The 22,359-nt window shown below is 35.9% G+C and carries 20 protein-coding genes and 1 CRISPR repeat array; of the genes, 16 read left to right on the top strand and 4 right to left on the bottom strand.

Annotated elements, in window-relative coordinates; all coding sequences use genetic code 11:
* The first annotated feature begins 50 nt into the window (after positions 1 to 50).
* The 11 genes from J7S27_05030 (at position 51) to J7S27_04980 (ending at position 12,318) form a co-directional block, all read left to right on the top strand.
* A complete protein-coding gene (locus J7S27_05030) occupies positions 51 to 761 on the top strand; it encodes a cytochrome c biogenesis protein CcdA (GenBank protein QTU82663.1) in 711 nt (236 codons plus the stop codon).
* 39 nt (positions 762 to 800) lie between these two features.
* Positions 801 to 1,490 carry a redoxin family protein gene (locus J7S27_05025; GenBank protein ID QTU82662.1) on the top strand — a complete coding sequence of 230 codons (690 nt, stop codon included), beginning with the start codon at positions 801 to 803 and terminating at the stop codon, positions 1,488 to 1,490.
* A 9-nt stretch (positions 1,491 to 1,499) separates the two neighbouring features.
* Positions 1,500 to 2,612, top strand: coding sequence for a peptide-methionine (R)-S-oxide reductase MsrB (gene msrB / locus J7S27_05020; GenBank protein ID QTU82661.1), 1,113 nt, complete (start codon positions 1,500 to 1,502; stop codon positions 2,610 to 2,612).
* 219 nt (positions 2,613 to 2,831) lie between these two features.
* A complete protein-coding gene (locus J7S27_05015) occupies positions 2,832 to 3,578 on the top strand; it encodes a response regulator (protein ID QTU82660.1) in 747 nt (248 codons plus the stop codon).
* Positions 3,575 to 5,278 carry a sensor histidine kinase gene (locus J7S27_05010; protein ID QTU82659.1) on the top strand — a complete coding sequence of 568 codons (1,704 nt, stop codon included), beginning with the start codon at positions 3,575 to 3,577 and terminating at the stop codon, positions 5,276 to 5,278. Before J7S27_05015 ends, J7S27_05010 begins: the two co-directional genes overlap by 4 nt.
* 801 nt (positions 5,279 to 6,079) lie before the next feature.
* A complete protein-coding gene (locus tag J7S27_05005; protein QTU82658.1) occupies positions 6,080 to 6,442 on the top strand; it encodes an Asp23/Gls24 family envelope stress response protein in 363 nt (120 codons plus the stop codon).
* Positions 6,443 to 6,456: 14 nt separating this feature from the next.
* A complete protein-coding gene (locus J7S27_05000; protein QTU82657.1) occupies positions 6,457 to 8,121 on the top strand; it encodes a DAK2 domain-containing protein in 1,665 nt (554 codons plus the stop codon).
* Between the two features lie 62 nt (positions 8,122 to 8,183).
* Complete coding sequence (gene recG, locus J7S27_04995; protein ID QTU82656.1) at positions 8,184 to 10,202, top strand: ATP-dependent DNA helicase RecG; 2,019 nt, start codon at positions 8,184 to 8,186, stop codon at positions 10,200 to 10,202.
* A 17-nt stretch (positions 10,203 to 10,219) separates the two neighbouring features.
* Positions 10,220 to 11,224, top strand: coding sequence for a phosphate acyltransferase PlsX (gene plsX / locus J7S27_04990; GenBank protein ID QTU82655.1), 1,005 nt, complete (start codon positions 10,220 to 10,222; stop codon positions 11,222 to 11,224).
* A 3-nt stretch (positions 11,225 to 11,227) separates the two neighbouring features.
* Positions 11,228 to 11,467, top strand: a complete 240-nt coding sequence (acpP, locus tag J7S27_04985; GenBank protein QTU82654.1) for an acyl carrier protein — start codon at positions 11,228 to 11,230, stop codon at positions 11,465 to 11,467.
* Complete coding sequence (locus J7S27_04980) at positions 11,467 to 12,318, top strand: patatin family protein (GenBank protein QTU82653.1); 852 nt, start codon at positions 11,467 to 11,469, stop codon at positions 12,316 to 12,318. Before acpP ends, J7S27_04980 begins: the two co-directional genes overlap by 1 nt.
* Positions 12,319 to 12,505: 187 nt before the next feature.
* On the opposite strand, the gene plsY is transcribed toward J7S27_04980, so the two are convergent.
* Positions 12,506 to 13,105, bottom strand: coding sequence for a glycerol-3-phosphate 1-O-acyltransferase PlsY (gene plsY / locus J7S27_04975; GenBank protein QTU82652.1), 600 nt, complete (start codon positions 13,103 to 13,105; stop codon positions 12,506 to 12,508).
* A gap of 208 nt (positions 13,106 to 13,313) precedes the next feature.
* Between plsY and J7S27_04970 the strand changes: the two genes are divergently transcribed.
* Positions 13,314 to 13,484, top strand: a complete 171-nt coding sequence (locus J7S27_04970; protein QTU82651.1) for a hypothetical protein — start codon at positions 13,314 to 13,316, stop codon at positions 13,482 to 13,484.
* A 251-nt stretch (positions 13,485 to 13,735) separates the two neighbouring features.
* A CRISPR array of direct repeats spans positions 13,736 to 14,431; the repeat unit is 36 nt; unit sequence GTTTTAGAGCTGTGTTGTTTTGAATGGTTCCAAAAC.
* A 152-nt stretch (positions 14,432 to 14,583) separates the two neighbouring features.
* Here the strand turns inward: J7S27_04970 and rpsD are convergent.
* Positions 14,584 to 15,195: a 30S ribosomal protein S4 gene (gene rpsD / locus J7S27_04965; protein ID QTU82650.1), complete on the bottom strand. Its 612-nt coding sequence runs from the start codon at positions 15,193 to 15,195 to the stop codon at positions 14,584 to 14,586.
* A 260-nt stretch (positions 15,196 to 15,455) separates the two neighbouring features.
* Here rpsD and truB point away from each other — a divergent pair, with 260 nt between their 5' ends.
* Together truB and ribF are read left to right on the top strand one after the other, a co-directional pair.
* On the top strand, positions 15,456 to 16,358 hold the full coding sequence (gene truB, locus J7S27_04960; protein QTU82649.1) for a tRNA pseudouridine(55) synthase TruB: 903 nt from the start codon (positions 15,456 to 15,458) through the stop codon (positions 16,356 to 16,358).
* On the top strand, positions 16,355 to 17,284 hold the full coding sequence (gene ribF / locus J7S27_04955) for a riboflavin biosynthesis protein RibF (protein ID QTU82648.1): 930 nt from the start codon (positions 16,355 to 16,357) through the stop codon (positions 17,282 to 17,284). The genes truB and ribF overlap by 4 nt, the downstream gene beginning before the upstream one ends.
* Positions 17,285 to 17,318: 34 nt before the next feature.
* Here ribF and J7S27_04950 read toward each other — a convergent pair whose 3' ends face one another.
* Together J7S27_04950 and J7S27_04945 are read right to left on the bottom strand one after the other, a co-directional pair.
* The gene (locus J7S27_04950) at positions 17,319 to 17,447 is read right to left on the bottom strand and encodes a DUF4044 domain-containing protein (GenBank protein QTU82647.1); all 129 of its coding nucleotides are present in this window, start codon (positions 17,445 to 17,447) and stop codon (positions 17,319 to 17,321) included.
* A 48-nt stretch (positions 17,448 to 17,495) separates the two neighbouring features.
* Positions 17,496 to 19,160 (bottom strand): NFACT family protein, encoded by a 1,665-nt coding sequence (locus J7S27_04945; protein ID QTU82646.1) that lies wholly within the window; start codon positions 19,158 to 19,160, stop codon positions 17,496 to 17,498.
* A 120-nt stretch (positions 19,161 to 19,280) separates the two neighbouring features.
* On the opposite strand from J7S27_04945, the gene J7S27_04940 reads away from it, so the two are divergent.
* Together J7S27_04940 and J7S27_04935 are read left to right on the top strand one after the other, a co-directional pair.
* Positions 19,281 to 21,308 carry a penicillin-binding protein 2 gene (locus tag J7S27_04940; protein ID QTU82645.1) on the top strand — a complete coding sequence of 676 codons (2,028 nt, stop codon included), beginning with the start codon at positions 19,281 to 19,283 and terminating at the stop codon, positions 21,306 to 21,308.
* Between the two features lie 385 nt (positions 21,309 to 21,693).
* On the top strand, positions 21,694 to 22,353 hold the full coding sequence (locus J7S27_04935; GenBank protein QTU82644.1) for a metal-dependent transcriptional regulator: 660 nt from the start codon (positions 21,694 to 21,696) through the stop codon (positions 22,351 to 22,353).
* The last annotated feature ends 6 nt before the right edge of the window (positions 22,354 to 22,359 follow it).

Raw genomic sequence — 22,359 nt, 5'->3', positions numbered from 1 at the left:
ACGTTAGTCGAGTATAGTATACATGTAAACAACGAAAGGGGTTATAAAATATGGGACAACAATTAGATGCGGTGTTTCTTTGGACAACGTTTTTAGCCGGTATTCTATCATTTTTCTCACCATGTATTTTACCGCTATTACCGGTATATACAGGTATTCTAATGGAGGAAACGGGAGATAAAGCAATAAGAATAGGAAAAATTAAAATTTATACCAAACCAGTTTATACGACGTTAGCATTCATTTTTGGTATTTCAACAGTTTTTCTAACATTAGGATTTGGTGCAAGTTTTTTAGGAAAATTAATTGCTAGTAACTATACACCAATCATTATGGGAACAATTGTTGTGATTTTAGGTTTACATCATGCTGAATACATTCGTATTCCATTTTTAGAACAACAAAAATCAACGACAATATCTACAAATAAAAATCAACTGCTAAATGCTTATTTATTAGGATTTACATTTAGTTTTGGTTGGACACCTTGTATAGGACCTGTGTTAAGTGCGGTTTTTGCATTATCTTCATCAGGTGGAAGCAATAGTTTACTAGGTGTGATGTTAATGGGGGTTTATGCATTAGGGTTAGCCTTACCGTTTATCGTTATTTCTTTAGCATCAACGCTATTTTTAAAACATGTTGCTAAAGTTAAAAAATATATGATACGTATTAAAAAAGTTGGTGGCTGGTTAATTATTTTAATGGGATTATTATTAATCTTTGGACAAGCAAACTTTTTATCAACACTTTTTCACTAATTAAACTATAAATTATACAAAATAAGGGAGAAAAATAAGATGAATAAATATATTAAAAGTTTAGGTGTATTAACAACAGCGTGTGTATTAGTAGGTTGCGGACAAGCCGCTATGAAAGATGACAATAAAGCGGCAAGTTCATCCATGATGAAAGATGGCAAAATGGATGACAAAAAAATGAACGATAAAAAAGATGATAAAATGATGAATGATAAAAAAGACGATAAAATGATGGACGACAAAAAAGATGACAAAATGATGGACGACAAAAAAATGGGCGATAAAAAAGATGACATGATGAAAAATCAAGGTGAAATGGCACCAAACTTCAAACTGATGGATGTTAACGGTAAAGTACATACATTAGATGAATACAAAGGTAAAAAAGTATTTATTAAAGCATGGGCATCTTGGTGTTCTATCTGTTTATCAACATTACCAGAAACACAAGAATTAGCCAAAAATGAAAAAGATTTTGTTGTATTGACAATCGTTGCGCCAAATTATCACAATGAAAAATCAAAAGAAGATTTCTTGAAATGGTTTAATGGAACAACCTTTACAGATTTACCAGTTTTATTTGATGAAAATGGAGAATATTTCAAAAAATTAGGTATTGTAGGCTACCCAAGTGCATTATTTATCGGTTCAGACGGTACGCTTGTAAAACAACAAATCGGATACATGTCAGCAAATGACATTAAAGAATTTATGAAAACAGTTAAATAGAGGTGTACGATGAAAAAAGGCGTCCTTATTGGAATAGTTATCGTTATTTTCGGTCTGTTGTTCTTCCAACGCTATGTCATTTCAAAAAATAACGATACGCAATCTATTGAAAATACAGTAAAAGAACAAGTTTCTGCACAAAGTAAACAAATGCCGCAAGGAGAAGGGAACGTGGATAAAAGTATGTTGAAAGATCTTTATTTAGCAGGGGGCTGTTTCTGGGGATTAGAAGAATATTTTTCACGAATCAATGGTGTCATTGATGTCACATCAGGATATGCTAATGGTAAAAGTGATACAACAAATTATCATTTGATTTCTCAAACAGATCACGCTGAAACAGTACATATTCAATACGACCCATCTAAAGTCAGTTTAAGAGAATTATTGTTATATTATTTCCGTGTTATTGATCCAACAAGTGTAAACAAACAAGGAAATGATAGAGGTAGACAATATAGAACGGGTATTTACTATCAACATGATGAAGATAAAACGGTTATCGATGAAGTCATCGCTGAAAAAGAAAAAGAACTCGGTCAAAAAACAGCTATTGAAATTGAGCCATTAAGACATTACATTTTAGCAGAAGAGTATCATCAAGATTACTTGAAAAAAAATCCGGGTGGCTATTGTCATATCGATGTCACTGAAGCCAATGTGCCGTTAGTTGATGTTACAAAATATCCAAAACCATCTCAAGAAGAGTTAAAACAAACATTAACAAAAGATCAATATTTAGTCACTCAAGAAAATAAAACAGAACAAGCTTTTTCAAATCAATATTGGGACTTTTTTGAAGAAGGTATTTATGTAGATGTGGCTACGGGAGAACCGTTATTCTTCTCAAAAGATAAATTCCAATCTGGATGTGGTTGGCCTAGTTTCACTAAACCAATCAATACAGAAGTGGTAACGTATCATAAAGATACAAGCTTTAATATGACACGTATTGAGGTAAGAAGTCGCGCTGGTAATTCTCACTTAGGTCACGTGTTTGATGACGGACCAAAAGATAAAGGTGGCTTACGCTTCTGTATCAATAGTTTATCCATTAAATTTATTCCAAAAGCAGAAATGGCTGAAAAAGGTTACGATTACTTATTGCCTTATATGGAATAATAAAAGTAAGTGCTTAAAAGGATAGTGTAGACTACCAATACGATTTGACGAAAAACTACATCCAATACACATTGTGGTGTAGTTTTTTGTTTGTTATCGATGAATAAAAACTATAAAATTTGGCGATAAACCACTGTATAAAACACATTTAATCCAAGGGTGTAAGGGCTACCGAGCGCTCTTTTGTTTGTGATATAATAAAGGAAAGAAGGTGGGAAAATGTATACAATTTTAATTGTAGAAGATGAGTCGTTTATTCGAAAAGGATTAACACAACTCGTCGATTACGACACGCTTGGCATAACGAAAGTTCTTGAAGCGGATTGTGGTGAAAAGGCGCTGACCATTTTAGAGCAGCAATCAGTCGATATTTTATTAACAGATATTAATATGCCTAATATGGACGGCATTACATTGGCGACAAAAACGAAAGAATATTATCCGAATATACATGTTGTCTTTTTAACAGGGTATGATTATTTTGATTATGCATTGGCAGCATTAAAATTGGGAGCAGATGATTATATAGTAAAACCCGTTTCTAAAAAGGATGTCGAAGTCATTTTAAAAAAAGTGATTTTAAATATTCAAAAAGAGCAAAAAGACAAGACACTTTTAGAAGTAGTTGATACTCAAGTGAATGATTCCAAACAAAATCAAATTCAGCAAATCATCAACGAACATTTTGCAGAACCTGATTTTTCATTGGTGAAATTAGCGAGTTTATTAGGGTTTGCTCCAACTTATACCAGTTCACTCATTAAAAAGCAGTTTGGAATGTCTTTTCAAGATTATGTCACAGAAAAACGCATAGCGCACGCTAAAATTTTATTGTTGTCGAGTGAATTAAAAATTTATGAAGTGGCACAAAAAGTGGGATATGATGATGTGAATTATTTTTCAATTCGTTTTAAACAAGTGGTGGGAATGTCACCTAAGAAGTTTCAAAAAGGAGATAATGAATGATGAACAGAAAATCATTAGCGTACAAAGTAACCATATATGTGTTCACCATGATGGTTATCTTTCTTGTTGGATTAGGTGGTTTTTACTACGTTATGGCGTCGCAAACGATTGTTGAAATGACGGAAAAGAATACGAAACAAGTATTGGATCGTGTCAATCACGACTTATCCGCTTACTTGGAACGGTTAAGACAAAGTACATCTGCTTTATCAAATAACGCCTCTATTCAATCATATATTTTAAATGAAACGCCTCAAAATAAAACAAATTCACTTGAACTGATTGACACTTTTTTAAAAACGGATAGTCAAATTTTGTCCATTATTTTAATTACGAAAGATGGTCGCGTGTTATCCAATTTAGATAGCATGGATATGTCGTTATCAAAAAATATGATGGAAGAAGAGTGGTATAAACAAGCCATTAAACAAAAAGGTGTTGCCGTCTTAACGTCCATGAAAACAACACAAGACAATAAAGAAACACAAGTCATTTCGATGACGCAAGATATTCATAATGACCAAGGGGAAAATATCGGTGTTTTACGCATGGACGTGTCTTCAACAAGTTTAGATGCTTATTTAAAACAATTGAACTTACAAGAAAATGGTGAATTGTTTATCGTTGATGATATGAATCGTATTTTGTATCAATCTGCCAATCAAGTGGAAGGCACTCGACATGATTTAGCCGAAATTATGCACATTAAAGAGACTGAAATGGGCTATATGAATGGACAATATACGTATGCACAGTCAAATAAACTAGGGCAATCTACATGGGAATTAGTTGCAGCCGTACCGCTATCCGAATTAAAAGATGTTCAGTTACACTTGCTTGTGGCGTTTAGTCTGTCCGGAATTTTTATTTTCGTCGTTGTTGGGGGTGTTTTATTGGTGCTCGTTAGAAAATGGACGAGACCTTTAAAAGACTTGCAAAAAACGATGCATCAAATTGAAAATGGAGATTATTCGGCTAGAGCGCTTGTTAAAGGAAGCGAAGAAGTACAAGATTTATCGCTATATTTTAACCGTATGCTAGATGAAATTAATCGTCTGTTGGAAAATATTAAAGAGAAAGAAAGAGATGTTCGATCATTTGAATTACAGGCGTTAACGAGTCAAATTAATCCGCATTTCTTGTATAATACGTTAGATACAATTATTTGGATGGCGGAATTTAATGATGGGCAAAAAGTTGTCGATATGACAAAAGCATTGGCACAATTTTTTAGACTATCTTTAAATGGTGGTCATGAATTGATGACGTTAGAAAATGAATTTGACCATATTAAACAATACTTATTCATTCAAAAACAACGATACGAGGATCAATTGGAATACGACATCACGCTTTTAGAACAGGCTAAAGAGATACAAGTGCCGCGTTTGATTTTACAACCAATTGTTGAAAATGCCATTTATCACGGGATTAAAGGGTTAGATCGAAAAGGCATGGTTCGTGTCTTTATGACAGAAAATGCTACGCATTACGGCATTACTATTCAAGATAATGGACGGGGAATAAGACAACAAACAAAAGATGTGACATCACATAAACGTCTAGGAGGTGTTGGTTTACATAATGTTGATGAACGCTTAAAATTATATTATGGACAAGCGTATACAATGGAAATTGATTCACAAGAAAATCAATATACTGCCGTCACATTGTGGATACCTAAAAGTAACAATTTATAAAAATCATATCAGTATTTCTATACGTTTCGACTGTTGACCAATTAAAGTGTCAACAGTCTTTTTGTATTAGCAGTTGAAGCGTAGGACTTAAAGTGATGTAAATAGGACATTGTTTGTGTACGCTATTTTTTAAAGTGATGTATGCAAACCAGTTAAAAACAACAGATAAAAGATAGAAGATACTACAGATTAAATCGCATTGACTAGAAAGCGATAAAAATTTGTCGAAAATCGATTGAAATGATGTACTTTATAGAGAAAACAAAAAAATAGAAAAGAGGGAAGAAATGTCAGAAAAAATTTAAAAAGCTCCTGAAATCATTCAGGAGCAAATCAATGATAGGACCAGTGTTGGCACGGATTATTTACAGCAAAGTGCTGAAGGCAGTATCAAACCTGAGTCAGTAGTTGACTCCTTTGAGCAAACTGTTACCAGTCACCCGACGTCATCCTATCCTTTATTACACTTTAGCACAAAGTTTAAGCAAATACAAACAAGACGAGTGGTCATCCGGTGACTTCTGCCGATTTAAAACGATTGAATCAGTATGCACCATCAATACAAAACGTAGCACAATAGTATCTTCAAGAATTAGCGAATCAAAAAATGAATTATATTTATGAATTTATATGCTGGTGCAGTTATTTTCGGAAAAATATTTTGAATTACAAAATAATTTTTGTTGAAAATTTAAAATAACCTTGATACAATGCTATCTTGTATGAACTTGCTTCTAATATATGTAAAGTTATGATACAATGAATGTGTATGTAATCTGCATTTTAGGAGGAAAGTTGTTCATGTCAATTCAAATTCAAACACAAGATGGGTCAATCGACTTTAAAACAGATGTGATTGCCACAGTTGTTGGTACAACAGTTACTGATAATTATGGTGTTGTCGGTATGGCAAGTAAAAATCAAATAAAAGATAATCTAAATGCTATTTTAAATAAAGAAAATTATTCACGTGGTGTTGTGGTAACACAAAAAGATCATTCAGTCGTAGTTGATGTGTATATTTTCGTAAACTATGGCACAAAAATTTCAGAAATTTGTCGAAATGTACAACAGCGTGTTTCTTATGATTTAAAACATTTATTAGGTATTGTTGTCGATTCAGTCAACGTGTATGTACAAGGTGTACGTGTGGTTGAAGACTAGGAGGAAATAAATTCGTGAGTATAGAACAATTAAACGCACAGTCGTTTAGAGAGATGGTTCAAGTAGGCGCGGCGCGTCTGGATGAGCAAGCAGAATATGTGAATTCGTTAAATGTGTTCCCTGTTCCCGATGGAGATACAGGAACAAATATGAATATGTCGTTTACATCAGGTGCACAGCGTGTAGAGTCTTCGACAGCCAACACAGTTGGTGAATTGGCAGTTGATTTAGCCAAAGGATTATTAATGGGAGCTCGTGGTAATTCAGGTGTTATTTTATCACAGTTATTCCGTGGTTTTTCAAAAGCCGTTGAATCATTCGATACGTTAAACGCACAACAATTTGCGGATGGTTTTACACACGGTGTTGAAATTGCGTATAAAGCCGTTATGAAGCCAGTTGAAGGAACGATTTTAACCGTTGCTCGCTTAGCTGCCGAAGCTGGTCAAGTGAAAGCTAAATCATCAAAAGACATTATCGAAGTCATGCGTGCAATTATCGACGGCGGACAAGTTGCGTTAGAAAGCACACCCGATTTACTACCCGTTTTAAAAGAAGTTGGTGTGGTAGATAGCGGTGGACAAGGGTTAATGTTTGTCTATCAAGGTTTCCTAGAATCATTGACAGGCGAAGCTGTTCCCGTACAATTAGCATCTAATAAAAATGACAAATTAATTAGTGAGACATTCCGTAATGATTATGGAAAAGAAGCGCACGTTTTTGAAGGCGACATTACATTTGGATACTGTACCGAAATTATGGTGAAAATTGGTGATGGTGAAACCGTTACCGATGAATTTGATTACGATACATTCCGTAATTATTTAGATGGATTAGGTGATTCACTATTAGTTGTTGCAGACGATGAAATCATTAAAGTACACGTGCATACAGAACGTCCCGGAGAAGTCATGAATTACGGACAAAAATTTGGTTCGTTAATGAAAATCAAAGTGGACAATATGCGTCTTCAAAATGAAGAAGTGATTCGTCATAAAAAAGAAGCAGCACCTGCTGAAAAAGTACCATTTGGAATTGTTGCCATTGCAGCTGGTGATGGTGTTCAAACGTTATTTGAAGACATGGGCGTTACGGTGATCATTAATGGTGGTCAAACAATGAACCCTAGTACACAAGACATTTTAGATGCTATTAAACAAGCAAATGCTGAACAAGTGATTGTTTTACCAAATAATAAAAATATTCAAATGGCAGCGGAACAAGCTGCGCTTGTATCCGAAGTACCAACAAAAGTGGTACCATCAACAACGATTCCACAAGGTATGACAGCGATGCTAGCTTTCAGTGAAATCAATACATTGGAAGAAAACGCTGAAGCAATGACACAAGCTTTAGCTAACGTAACGAGTGGGTCAATTACAAACGCTGTAAGAGATACACAAATTGATGGTATTGATATTAAAAATGATGACTTTATGGGATTAATTAATGGTAAAATTGTATTATCTCATGCGGATCGTGCTCAAGCCTTATTGAAAACTTTACAACAAATGATTTCGACAGATACTGAAATTGTTACAATTTTAGTCGGTGAAGATGCACCAGACGGTGAAGTTGAGACAGTCGTTAGTGAATTGGAAGCAGAGTTTGGTGATGTAGACTTTGATGTTTATAGTGGAAATCAACCTGTTTATCATTACTTAATAGCAGTAGAGTAATATATTGTCGCACGATAGATCGTTGATTTATCGTGCGTTTTTTATTTAGTAGGAGGTAGACGATGTTATCTTTACAAGATAGTGTGCGTGTATTGCCGGGTGTAGGGGATAAGCGTTTAGAAGCATTGAAAGATTTAGGTATTACGACGATAAACGATCTATTATTCCACTTTCCATTTCGTTATGAAGATATGAGCGTGCGTCATTTGGACGAATTAATTGATCAAGATAAAGTAACGCTTAAAGGGGTTGTTTTAACGACGCCTGTCATCAGTTTTTACGGCGGTAAAAAAAATCGACTATCGTTTAAAATGGCGATTGATGAACACATTATTGGTGTGTACTTTTTTAATCAACATTATTTAAAAAGTCGTATTGTTCAAGGAGAAGAAGTCGTTGTTTTTGGAAAATGGGAAGAAAAAAAACAAGCTATCCTTGGTATGAAGCTAATTACCCCGGAAAAAAACACGTCACAAACATTTGATGCCGTTTATCACGTCAATAAATCCATTAAGCAACAAACCATCATTCAATTAGTGAAATATGCACTTGATGAGTATGAAGACTTGATAATGGAAACAATGCCAAAAACATTGCTTCAAAAATATAACTTTATATCATTAAAGCAAGCAATTCGTGCAATGCATTTTCCTAATTCGTTACAAGAACACCACATCGCTAAACAACGCATGATTTATCAAGAGCTATTTGAGTATCAATTTAAATTGTCGCAATTAAAAAAAGAGCGCTATACGACAGAAACGATGCCTATCGCGTATGACAATCAACGCATTAAAGCGTTTGTCAAGCAAATTCCGTTTGAATTGACGAATGCGCAAAAGCGTGTGAGTAATGATATTTGTCGGGATTTGTTAAGCCCGTTTGCGATGAATCGTTTACTGCAAGGCGATGTTGGGAGTGGGAAAACGGTTGTCGCAAGTATTGGCATTTTAGCAGCTATTGACGCGGGGTATCAAGTAGCGTTAATGGTACCGACTGAAATATTAGCCCAGCAACATTTCCAAACCTTATCAGCGTTATTGGATAAGCAAGGCGTTCGGACGGTTTTATTAACGAGTAGCACGAAACTAGCGGACAGAAAAGTGTATTTACAACAGTTAGAACAAGGTGACGTTGATTTAGTTATTGGGACACATGCGTTAATTCAAAATGATGTGTATTTTAAACATTTAGGGCTAGTCATTATTGATGAGCAACACCGTTTTGGTGTGATGCAACGCCAATTGTTGAAAAATAAGGCGAGCGTTAATAATGTGCTATATATGACGGCGACCCCTATTCCACGTACGCTAACAATGAGTATGTATGGTGAAATGGATGTGTCGATTATTGATGAATTGCCTAAAGGACGACAAGTCGTGCAAACGAAATGGGCAAAAGTGGAATCTTTTGATAAAGTATTGGATTTTACGAAAAAGCAAATTGAGCAAGGGCGTCAAGCGTACTTTATTGCACCGCTCATTGAAGAAAGCCAAGAAAGTGATTTACAAAGTGCACAAGCGTTATACGACACCATTCAAGACTATTATCAGGGGACAATTACAATGGCACTGTTACATGGAAAAATGAAAGTGCAAGAAAAAGAAGACATTATGAATAATTTTTCAGCTGGCAATATTCAATTGCTTGTGTCTACAACAGTTATTGAAGTTGGTGTCAATGTTCCAAATGCTACGGTGATGATTATTCACGACGCTGAACGGTTTGGATTAGCACAGTTGCATCAATTGCGCGGTCGTGTAGGGCGCGGAAGCTATCAATCGTATTGTGTGTTGATTGCTTCACCTAAAACGCAACAAGGTAAAGAACGTATGAAAATTATGTGTGAAAGCAATGACGGTTTTTATTTGAGTCAAAAAGATTTAGAAATGCGCGGTGGTGGAGATGCGTTTGGCGCGAAACAATCGGGAATGCCGTTGTTAAAATGCGCCGATTTGATTCGTGATGTCAATGTTTGGCAACAAGTTATCGAAGATGTACGGTTATTTTTAAAAGACGATACGAATAAAGAGTATCTTTTGTTAAAAGAGCGACTTTTTGATAAAATGGAACTAGTTTAAAATATGAGGTAAACCGAATGAAAAAAATTGCAATCGATGCTATGGGTGGCGATTACGCACCGAAAGAAATTGTTGAAGGTGTGATGCAAGCAGCACAAACGTTTGATGATGTCGAATACGTCTTATATGGTGATGAATCAAAGATTAGACAATATTTAACAAATGATTTACGTGTAACAATTGTGCATACGGACGAAAAAATTAATAGTGATGATGAACCGGTAAAAGCCATTCGTCAAAAGAAAAATGCATCAATGGTTTTAGCCGCGCAAGCGGTTAAAAATAAAGAAGCGGATGCTATCTTTTCAGCGGGGAATACAGGCGCACTTTTAGCAGCGGGGTTATTAATTGTCGGACGCATTAAAGGAATTGATCGTCCGGGGTTAATGCCGACGCTACCGGTGTTGAATGATCCAACACGTAGTTTTGTATTTATGGACGTAGGTGCAAATGCGGATTCAAAACCGGAAAACTTGAATCAATTTGCGACATTGGGTTCGTATTATGCACAAGCGGTACAAGGGATTGAACAGCCTAAAGTTGCTTTATTAAATAACGGAACCGAAGACAGTAAAGGTAGCGAATTGACAAAAACGGTCTATGGATTATTGAAAGAACGTACAGATATTCATTTTATCGGTAATATTGAAGCGCGTGAGTTGCTATCTGGACAAGCTGATGTTGTTGTCACCGACGGTTTTACGGGAAATGCTGTTTTGAAATCGGTTGAAGGCACCGCCATGTCTTTAATTTCGCTAATTAAGAACACTATTAAAAACGGCAATGTAAAAACTAAAGTCGGCGGTCTACTCGTTAAAGATGCGCTAAGTGGCATCAAAGATGTGTTAGACTATTCAAAACATGGTGGAGCGGTCTTGTTTGGATTGAAAGCGCCCGTCGTTAAAACACATGGGAGTGCGGATGCTACGGCTGTGTTTTACACCATTAAGCAAATTAGAACAATTTTACAATCGCATGTCATTGATAATTTAGTGGCACATTTTGAAAAAAGTGAGGAATAATACATGAATGAAGTAATTTTTAATCAAGTTGCAACAATCATTGCAGAGCAATTTAATGAACCAGTAGAAAATCTAACACCACAAACACGATTTAAAGAAGATTTACATGCAGCCTCTATTTCAATCGTGGAATTGATTATGGCGTTTGAAGAGGCGTTTGGTGGTACGATTGAAGACGAGCAAGCTGAAAAATTGCAAACCATTGGCGATGCGGTTGCATACATTGAGTCAGCACAAGCATAATGACTAAAGTAGGGTTATTATTAGAGGGCGGTGGCATGCGTGGCATGTACACTGCTGGTGTATTAGATGTGTTAATGGAACACGACATCACAGTGGACGGTATGGTGTGTGTATCAGCCGGTGCCTTATTTGGTGTGAATTATTTATCTAAACAAAAAGGACGTGCCTTACGGTATAATTTAAACTATTTGTTGGATAAGCGTTATATGGGATGGCATAGTTTTTTGACAACGGGTAATATGGTGAATAAAGAATTTACGTATTATACAGTGCCATTTACATTAGATCCGTTTGATAACGAGACGTATAAATCGTCAAATATTCCGGTACATGTGCCAATTACGAATGTCGAAACGGGGCAAGCTGAATTTGTCATGGTTTCCGATGTATTCCAGCAAATGGAAGTGTTGCGTGCTGCCTCAGCTTTGCCAATTGTGTCAAAACTCGTAGAGATTGATGGAAAATTTTATTTAGATGGTGGTATGGCGGACAGTATTCCTATTGATTTTATGCAAGAACAATCATTTGATAAAATCATTATTGTATTGACGCGACCTAAAGATTATCGCAAGAAAAAGGTTATTAAGTGGGTATATCAATTGTTGTATCGTCGATACCCTAAACTAGTTGAAACGATTGCCAATCGTCATGAGCTTTATAATGCGACTGTTGAAAAAATAGTGAAATTGGAAGAAGAGGGCAAAGTATTTGTGATTCGCCCAACGGAAAACATTACGATTGGACGTTTGGAAAAAAGCAAACAAAAAATTCAAGACATTTATGATTTAGGTTCACACAATATGCAGCAGCAATTAGAAAAACTGTATGCTTATTTAGAAAAAGAATATTAGAGTGACATCGTAAATGTGATGGTTAAAAGGAGAAACATATGGACAGTAGAACAATGATTTCATTAGTTTTGTTAGTGGTATTTATTGTGGTGATTGTTTGGAATAAAAAAAGTGATAAATAATAGTTTTAGGGGCGATGGTATTCACCATCGCCCTAAACGTTTATAAAATAGTATGAATTAAAGGATTAACGTTTATAACCCCATCCAAAAGGGACTTTATTTTCAGTCCCGTTTTTAATGCGTATAATATTGGTGCGATGACGGTAAATAATGAAAATAGCCAATACACTTAAAATACACGTTAATAATAAGTTGTTGTATAAAATATAAGATAAAATCGTTAATATAATAGCCGTCACCATACTGGATAAGCTAACAATACGTGTAAAAAATAGAAGGATTAAGAACAGTGTAACGCCGATAATAAATAATAAAGGATATATGGCTAATAATACACCTGCCGTTGTTGCGACGGCTTTACCACCTTTGAATTGCGCAAAGATAGGGAACGTATGCCCGATAATGCTGGCTACACCGATAATTAAAGGCGAAATGTCAGGTAATAATACAAGTGCTAATACGGTTGGAAAATAACCTTTTAAAATATCAATCATTAAAACAACACTTCCAGAAAGTTTTCCCAATACACGAAAGGCGTTTGTGCTTCCTGAATTGCCGCTACCGTGCTCACGGATGTCAATGTTGTGGAAATGCTTGCCAATCCAAATTCCCGTTGGAATAGACCCCATAAAATAGCCGAAAGCAATGAGTAAAAATAGTGTCATGATAACTCCTTTAGTTTGAAATACAAAACACATTTTACCACGAATTGTATGGTGGGTAAACGTTTATTAAAAATGGAAATATAGAGCGTTCAAAGGTGATGCAAAAACGTGTTTAAAAATGTTAATAGAAAATGACACTGCTTTTTGACGTGTGACTAAATGGAGTGTATGATACGAAGTGTAAAATAGTTTTTTGATGGAGGGGGATATGGAAAAAACGTGGACAACACGAAAAGGCAATCAGTACACGATTAGCTTAACTCGTGAAAAAACGAATAAAAAAGAATTATTAGAGGGTTTATTAGGTTTAATGGTAATAAGTATCGTAATAAGGTATTTCTTTTTAAAGGATCGTAACTTAAAAGGTAAATCAAAATGATGTTGTTATTACAAAAAATAAAAGGAAATAAAACTAATAAATTAAGCCACAAAAAAATCTTTTACAATTCTTATTGAAGATTGGGCGATTTATATAATAAAAAAATTGAAAAATACCGTAGTTTTATAAGAGGAATTATATTATTTTAACGTTAATCATATGAATGTGTTATAATCAAAATAACAGACCATTCAAAACTGAAATTTTGCTAGAATGAGCAGTTTGACGATAAACCGAAAAGACAATTTGAGGTTTTAGAGCTGTGTTGTTTTGAATGGTTCCAGAACGTTAGGGAAAGACGACAGGGAGTTAAGACAGTTTTAGAGCTGTGTTGTTTTGAATGGTTCCAGAACTTCAACAATATCACCACGACGTACACGTTCGTTTTAGAGCTGTGTTGTTTTGAATGGTTCCAAAACCGCATTCAAACAGGCAGTTATGAAAAAGATGTTTTAGAGTTGTGTTGTTTTGAATGGTTCCAAAACTTTGTTGGCGATTATGCAAATTGAAAGCGGGTTTTAGAGCTATGTTGTTTTGAATGGTTCCAAAACGTACATTATCGAAACATGAACGATGGGCAAGTTTTAGAGCTGTGTTGTTTTGAATGGTTCCAAAACTGCTTCAGCATCTATTGTTACTAACCAAGAGTTTTAGAGCTGTGTTGTTTTGGATGGTTCCAAAACTAGGCTATATCATTTCACCGGATACTAAATGTTTTAGAGCTGTGTTGTTTTGAGTGGTTCCAAAACTTATGCACTGAAACATATTAGCGAACAAAAGTTTTAGAGCTGTGTTGTTTTGAATGGTTCCAAAACGGATTATAAAAATACTGAGAATATGTCTATGTTTTAGAGCTGTGTTGTTTTGAATGGTTCCAAAACCTCTTTCAACAATCTAATCTGCTCTTCAGTGTTTTAGAGCTGTGTTGTTTTGAATGGTTCCAAAATTTAAAAAGCCCTATCCGGTTGGATGGGGCCTTTTTTTGATACGCTTTTCAAATTTTAGTGACTATTTGTAAGCGATGACACGTCATAAAATAGTGATTTTTTAATGTTGAACATAAAAAAACACCACTTTTCAGTGGTGTTTTTGAAAAGGACTAGCCTAATTTGTTGTAGTATTCAACGACTAATGCTTCGTCAATTTCAGCAGATAATTCTTCACGACGTGGTAAACGTGTGAATGAACCTGTTAATGATTCAACATCAAATGTTACGTAGTCTGGACGACCGAAGATACCTTCAGCAGCAGCTTTGATGATTTCAACGTTTCTTGATTTTTCACGAACTGAAATCACTTGACCAACTGATACGCTGTATGATGGAATATCAACGCGTTTGCCGTCAACAGTGATATGACCGTGGTTAACTAATTGACGTGCTTGACGACGAGTAGTTGCTAAACCTAAACGGTATACAACGTTGTCTAAACGTTGCTCTAATAACACCATGAAGTTTTCACCGTGTTTACCTTCGCGGATTTTACCAGCTTTTTTGAATAATGTCGCGAATTGACGCTCATTCATTCCGTACATATGGCGTAATTTTTGTTTTTCTTGTAATTGTAAACCATATTCTGATAATTTTTTACGGTTGTTTGGACCGTGTTGACCTGGTGCGTAAGCACGACGAGATAATTCTTTACCAGTTTCTGTTAAAGAAATCCCTAAACGACGTGATAGTTTCCATGATGGACCTGTATAACGTGACATTTTGAAATCCTCCAATAAATTTATTTTTTTGGAGTAAAATAAGTAGGCATATAGACTGAATACGTGCAGTTTTTCTTATAATCTTCACCGTTGCAGCCGCTGGTTACACAATTAAACGCAGTTGCGCGAAAGACTGTTGACGTGTTTTCCTCTATACTTGCTGCATATTTTACACAACCAATAGTATACTTGATTTTCCTTTGTCCTGTCAATTAAAAAATGTTATAATAAGGCTACTTTTGAGAATTTGAGGGAACGTCATGAATGGAATTTTAGCCTTGTGGAAAGAAAAGGGGATGACAAGTCACGATTGTGTCTTTAAGTTGCGTAAAATTTTAAAAACGAAAAAAGTAGGACATACTGGAACGCTCGATCCACAAGTCGATGGCGTGCTACCGATTTGTATTGGCAGTGCGACGAAAATGGTTGAGTTCATGATGAATTCTGACAAAGAGTATTATGGTGAAGTCACATTAGGTTTTTCAACGACTACCGAAGATGCGACGGGGGATGTGGTGGCGTCTGCTCACATCGAAACAGTGCCTAGCGCAGATGAAATTGATGCGATTATGGAAAGCATGACAGGCACGATAACACAAGTGCCGCCCATGTATTCAGCGGTAAAAGTGAATGGTAAAAAATTATATGAATACGCACGTGCCAATCAAACCGTTGAACGACCAGAACGTATTGTAACCATTCACCAATTTAAACGCGTTAGTGATGTCGTGGTACATGAAAATGGAACGGTATCGTGGCAATTTGTCGTACGCTGTTCAAAAGGCACGTACGTTCGTACGTTAGCAGTTGATTTAGGTGAAAAATTAGGGTTTCCAGCGCATATGAGTCAGCTTACGCGTACATTAAGTGCAGGTTTTCAAAAAGAACATACCGTTACATTGCAAGCGTTAGAACGTATGACGGATAGCCAAAAAGCTTCCATTTTAAAACCCATTGAAGAGGCGTTTGTCGATTATCCGCGTGTCACGATTGACGATACGTTATGGGAAAAAATCAAAAATGGAGCGGTTGTTGAAGCTTTTACACCACACGATAAAGTGTTTGTGGTGTATGACACAAAAATAGTGGCGTTGTACGAACAGCATCCTTATAAAAAAGGGATGATGAAACCGAAAAAAATGTTGTTAGGAAATGTAGAATGAAAGTAATTGAAATCGGGTATCCCTATGTCAAAGAAGCGATTGATTCTCGCGCGTGTGTGTTAGCGCTTGGTTTTTTTGACGGGATTCATTTAGGGCATCAAAAAGTAATTGAAACGGCGAAAAAAATTGCCCTTGAAAAAAAATTAGCGCTTGCCGTCATGAGTTTTAATCAACATCCATCTGTTGTCTTTAAAAAATCAGATGATGTGTCGTATTTAACGTTGCGACAAGAAAAAGAAGCGTTATTATCGCATTTAGGTGTCGATATTTTTTATATCGTTGAGTTTACGTCGGAGTTTTCAAAATTAACACCAGAACAATTTGAAGCGTTGTATATTCGTGGATTAAATGCTAAAACGGTTGTATCCGGTTTTGATTATCGCTATGGGCATAAAGCGTTAGGCAGTTTAAACGACTTTGCGACACGACAACAAGATATTGATGTCGTCGTTGTTGAAAAAGAAGATTTAGCGGGTGAAAAAATCAGTTCAACACGTATTCGTCATGCGTTATCAACAGGTCAAATCGAATTAGCCAATCAATTGCTAGGACGTTGTTACACGATGAGTGGTGTTGTTGTGCATGGAGATGCGCGTGGGCGGACAATTGGTTATCCAACAGCTAATGTGAAAGTAGACGCCAAGCAAATGTTACTGGCAATTGGGGTATATGTTGTGCGATTGTATGTCGGCGGTAAATGGTATGACGGTATGGCGTCAATTGGGCGCAATATTACGTTTGAAGCAAACCGACCGATTACGGTTGAAGTCAATATTTTTGATTTTAATCAAGATATTTATGGCGAACGCGTTAAAGTGGAGTGGTTAGACTATTTGCGCGGAGAATTAAAATTTGATGGTATTGATGGATTAATGGATCAGTTACACCAAGATAAAAAAAATACACTAGAGTATTTAAAACATTAAAAAACGGCTCGAAAAGTTATCGAGCCGTTTTAATTTATCCAAAAAAGCGTAATACACTAAAGAGTTGCATAAATACACCTAACAATAACACGCTTAATGCCATTAGCGTACCAATAATGGTGATTCTTTGCATTGTTGATTTTTTTTGTTTTTTCTTAGCCATAGTGTTCTCCTTTATTCAAGCATTATTAGTTTAACGTAAAATAATCAATTATTCAACTAGACGGCAAGCATCAATTTTTTCTTCGTTTGGCGTAGCAGTTACTGTTTTTTGATTATTGTAAATGACAAAGCCGGGTTTTGCACCGTTTGGCTTTTTAATGTGTTTAATAGCGACATAATCGACAGGCACATTATTTGATAATTTAAATTTTGAAAAATAGGCTGCTAGTTCTGCACCGAATTGCAACGTCTCATCTGTTGGCGAGCTACTTTGTATAATGACGTGTGAACCGGGAATATCTTTTGCGTGTAACCAAATAAAATCTTTTGGCGACTGCTTTAGTGTTAATTGGTCGTTTTGGACGTTATTTCGACCAACTAAAATTAATGTACCGTCATCACTTGTAAAACGAAGCGGTCCTAATTTTGAAACGACATTTTTTCGTTGCGCTTTCTTTTCTTTAATATAACCGGAACTGACTAATTCCGATCGAATGGCTTCAATATCCGATAACGTCGCAAACTGTAATTGCACAAGCACACTTTCTAAATAAGCATTTTCTTGTGTCGCTTGCTCTAGTTGAGCGGTTAAATGTTGTAAAGAGAGTTTGAGTTTTTGATATTTTTTAAAATAGTCTTTCGCATTTTGTGTCGCGTTTTTTTCAGGTTTGAGCGCAATGGTAATCGGCTTATAATCATCATAGAAATTGTCCAACGTCACTTCAAGCATACCCCGTTCAATTTGATAACTATTCGCCGTTAATAACTCACCTTTAATGCGCAACGCATCACTATTTTGTGCCATGCGCATATCTTCATTCATTTTTTCGATTTTCTTTTCATTGCGTGTGACAATGGCTTGTAATCGCTGATAAATGGCATGCGTGAGTGAACGAATACGGTCATTTGTCGATTTTTTTTCGTAGTAATGATCGAGTTGTTCGCTTAATGACGCGTACGTGCTCATGGTTGACGTTATATCAACTGCATAAAATGTATCGCTATTTGTATAGGGCATCGTCGGCAATTTGCAATAGTCTATAATTGCTTGGGGTAATGTACAGTTTTGCAATGCTTGAAATTCAAAAATTTGAGTGATGGTCGGCATTGAAAAGCCTTGTAGGCAATTTTGCACGTGCTTTGGTGACGGGGAATCACCCAATAATTGCGTTAATTCGTGTACCGTAGCTAGATAAGGATTTTTTTTGTGTTGTTGTGGCGGTAGGACATATTGCGCGTTTGGCAATATGGTACGGTGCGAATTTTTGTAAAGCGGAATGTGTTTCATGCATTCAATAATCACATTAGTGTCCGGTTGAATTAAAAAGACATTACTATGTTTACCCATCAATTCGATGGTTAAATGATAAAATTTATCGTCTCCAATATCGTCACTGCCTTGTAAAATAAAGGTGATTATCCGATCTAATTCAATTTGTTGAATGGCAATCAATTTAGAACCTTCTAAATGTTTGCGTAGCACCATACAAAAATTTGAAGGGGTATCCGGGTTTGTAAATGGTGCGTTTGTGAGTTGTACACGATGAGACTGTGCCGAAATATTAAATAATAATTTATAATTTTTGCCGTTGGAGCGAAAACTAAATACAAGTTCTTCTTCGATGGGGTGGTGTATTTTTGTGATACGACCGTTTATAAGAACTTGTGATAATTCGCTCACCATGCGTGCTGTATAAAATCCGTCAAAACTCATTTCCTACCTCCATAATGCTTACTCATTATAAAATGTTTTTCTTAAAAAAGCGACTGAAGCGATGCTATTTTGTTTCAAATTTGGTATAATACGACTTATGGATATAGTAAGGAGAGCGACATGATTAAAAAACGTCGAAAATCGCATATTCCTTTGCGATTAAATATTTTATTTTCTGTAGTGGTCATTTTATTCGGCGCATTAGTGTATCGCTTGGTAGATTTACAATTTAACCAAAAAACAAAGTACGACACCGTATTAAGTCAAACCAGTGCCATTCGTGTCAAATCAGACGCGACACGTGGACAAATTTTTGATAAAAATGGTGTTTTATTAGTTGGAAATGAATCGTACAAGACGATTGACTATACCCGTTTTCAAACAAAAACAGAAGATATGTTAACGTTAGCTAAACAGGTTGCTAATTTAATTGATGTGCCTATCGATCAAGTAACACCAGAACAATTAAAAATTTATTTTATCGCCACACATTCAGATGAAATTAGTCGTAGAGTCGGCGAAACGAAATTAACGGGTGCAGATTTAGTACAAGCACAAATGAACACCGTTACCGATACTGAAATTGCTTATGATAATTTCGAAAAAGAGGTAGCAACCATTTACAATCAAATGAATGCGGTATCGTATCTTGGTACCATATCGTTGAAAAGTCGTGGTGTTACCGATACTGAGATTGCCGCAGTTACCGAAGGTTTAGATGCCAATTCAGGTATTTCTGTTGGTAGTGATTGGGAGCGTGTTTACCCGCAAGGCGATTTATTGCGTTCGCTTTTAGGAAATGTGTCCTCACAAAAAGCAGGTTTGCCTAGTGAACAGTTAAATCAATTGTTGGCGCAAGGGTACCAACAAAATTCACGTGTTGGGACAAGTTATTTAGAACAGCAATATGATAGTGTGTTAAGGGGAACACCAAAAGTAACCTCTACCGTGTTAAATGCTGATTCTCAAGTGGTTTCCACAAACGTTGATTACGAAGGTAAAGCGGGGGACAACATTTATTTAACCATTGATAGTGAATTGCAGAAAAAACTCGATAATATTTTAACCAATTATTTGGCAAAGACACCCGATGATGATGAACTTGTCAATGACGGTGTGTACGCCGTTGTACAAGAAGTTAAAACGGGTGCGATATTGGCAATTAGTGGGAAGCGATTTGCCTATAATGCAGATACCGATCGATATGATCGTTCGCACATTGAAGATAATACGTTAGGTACATTTTTATCTAACTACACGATGGGGTCTGTTGTTAAACCAGCAACCGTTATTTCAGGGTATCAAAATGGTGCTATTTCCGTTGATAATAATGTGTTAGTGGATGCACCAATTACGTTTGATAACGGTAAAACAACCATTTCATCACTGTTTAATCGAACAGGACGTGTATCATTAACCGATGAAATGGCATTAACCCAATCATCCAACGTTTATATGGTGAAGTTAGCTATGCGACTTGGGGGTCAAGAGTATCGTGAAGGCGATCGATTAAATATCGATATGGATGCACAAACTAAATTACGTAAAACATTTGCTTCCTTTGGATTAGGTGCGTATACTGGAATTGATTTGCCTTATGAAAATAAAGGATATGCTCCCGATACGTTTTCGCCATCTGAAATTTTAATGAACTCTTTTGGACAGTTTGATAACTTTACGACGTTACAACTTTCTCAATATATGAATACGTTAGGAAATGGTGGATTTAGATTTGCGCCACGATTGGTGGATTCCATTAGAACGGTTGCCGATATTCAAAATCCTAACGGGCAGTTAGTGACGGATATGACACCTAAATTGCTCAATCAAGTTGAAATTACTAAAGAGCAGTTGCAACGTGTTTATAACGGATTATACGGTGTAACGCACGTGTATTTCTTGCCATTTAACAATTATAGAATTAGTGTTCTTGGTAAAACCGGAACGGCTGAAACGTTTTATAATGGGCAGTTACAACGTGCTAAAGGTATGCCGGTCAATACAACGACATTTGCTTCATTCGCACCACAAGATAACCCAGAAATTTCCGTTACCGTTGTTGTGCCGAATTTATTAGACAAGCAAGTTATTCCAATGAATGCGCATCGTGTAGCGTATTCCATTTACCAAGCGTATTACGGTGAATAACAGTACATATGTGTTGATATATAAATAAACATCCAACATGTTTTTGACATTTGAAAAATATGTTGGATGTTGCATTTTATGAAGAATTATTTTGAGTCAATTGTATGCACGATGACGGGTGAGTTATTTTAAAAGTTACAATTATCTCTACTAAAAAATGAGATGACAGACGATTGACAATGCCATCTGTTGTAAATAGACGAACTGCTTGTATTAGTGGAGTTGCTTTTAGGTGTACCATGCGCCATCTTTATCGTATGCCATGACACCACATGACGAATAATAGGCGAAAAAACGCGTCACATTCAGTGCTTCATCTGTCTATAAACGGTTGACCGTCTAGATGAAAAACGATAAAATTAAGGTAGCTTAAAAGGAGGTAGTGATGACACCGAATAAAGAAGATTATTTAAAATGTATATATGAATTAAGTATACAAAAACAAAAAGTCAACAATAAACGTGTAGCACAGGTGATGGGTGTTTCTGCGCCAGCGGTTACAGAGATGTTCAAAAAATTGTTGCATACGGACTTAATTACAAAAACAACAGAAAACGGGTTTCAATTAACTACCGCCGGATTAAAAGTTGTCTCAAATTTAATTCGTAAACATCGCTTAATTGAAGTGTTGCTATTAAATCATTTGAAATATGAGCTAACACAAGTGCATACAGAAGCTGAAATTTTGGAGCATGTGGTATCGGATTATTTTGTGGAACGATTAGATGCTTTCTTAAATTATCCAACACATTGTCCGCATGGTAGTATTATCCCTAAAAAAGATGAGATTTTACAAGAAACGATTATTCCACTTAACGTAACTAGCGAAAAAGGGGTATATGAAATTACACGTTTTTACGGCGATGAGCGTTTATTTAATTACATGGCAGAAATCGGCTTGGCAATTGGAGACGTTGTGGTTGTAAAAAGTATTCATCATTATGCACAAACCATTGTATTACAAGCGAACGAAAAAGAAATCACACTAAGTGTATCCATTGCAGCAAACATACTCGTTGAACCGAGATTAATTGAGCTAAAATAAAGGAGA

The organism is Carnobacteriaceae bacterium zg-C25 (assembly GCA_017945845.1).
Taxonomy (GTDB): Bacteria; Bacillota; Bacilli; order Lactobacillales; family Aerococcaceae; genus WM01.
Note: the sequence above shows the minus strand (reverse complement) of the source record. Positions and strands in the feature narration are given on the sequence as shown.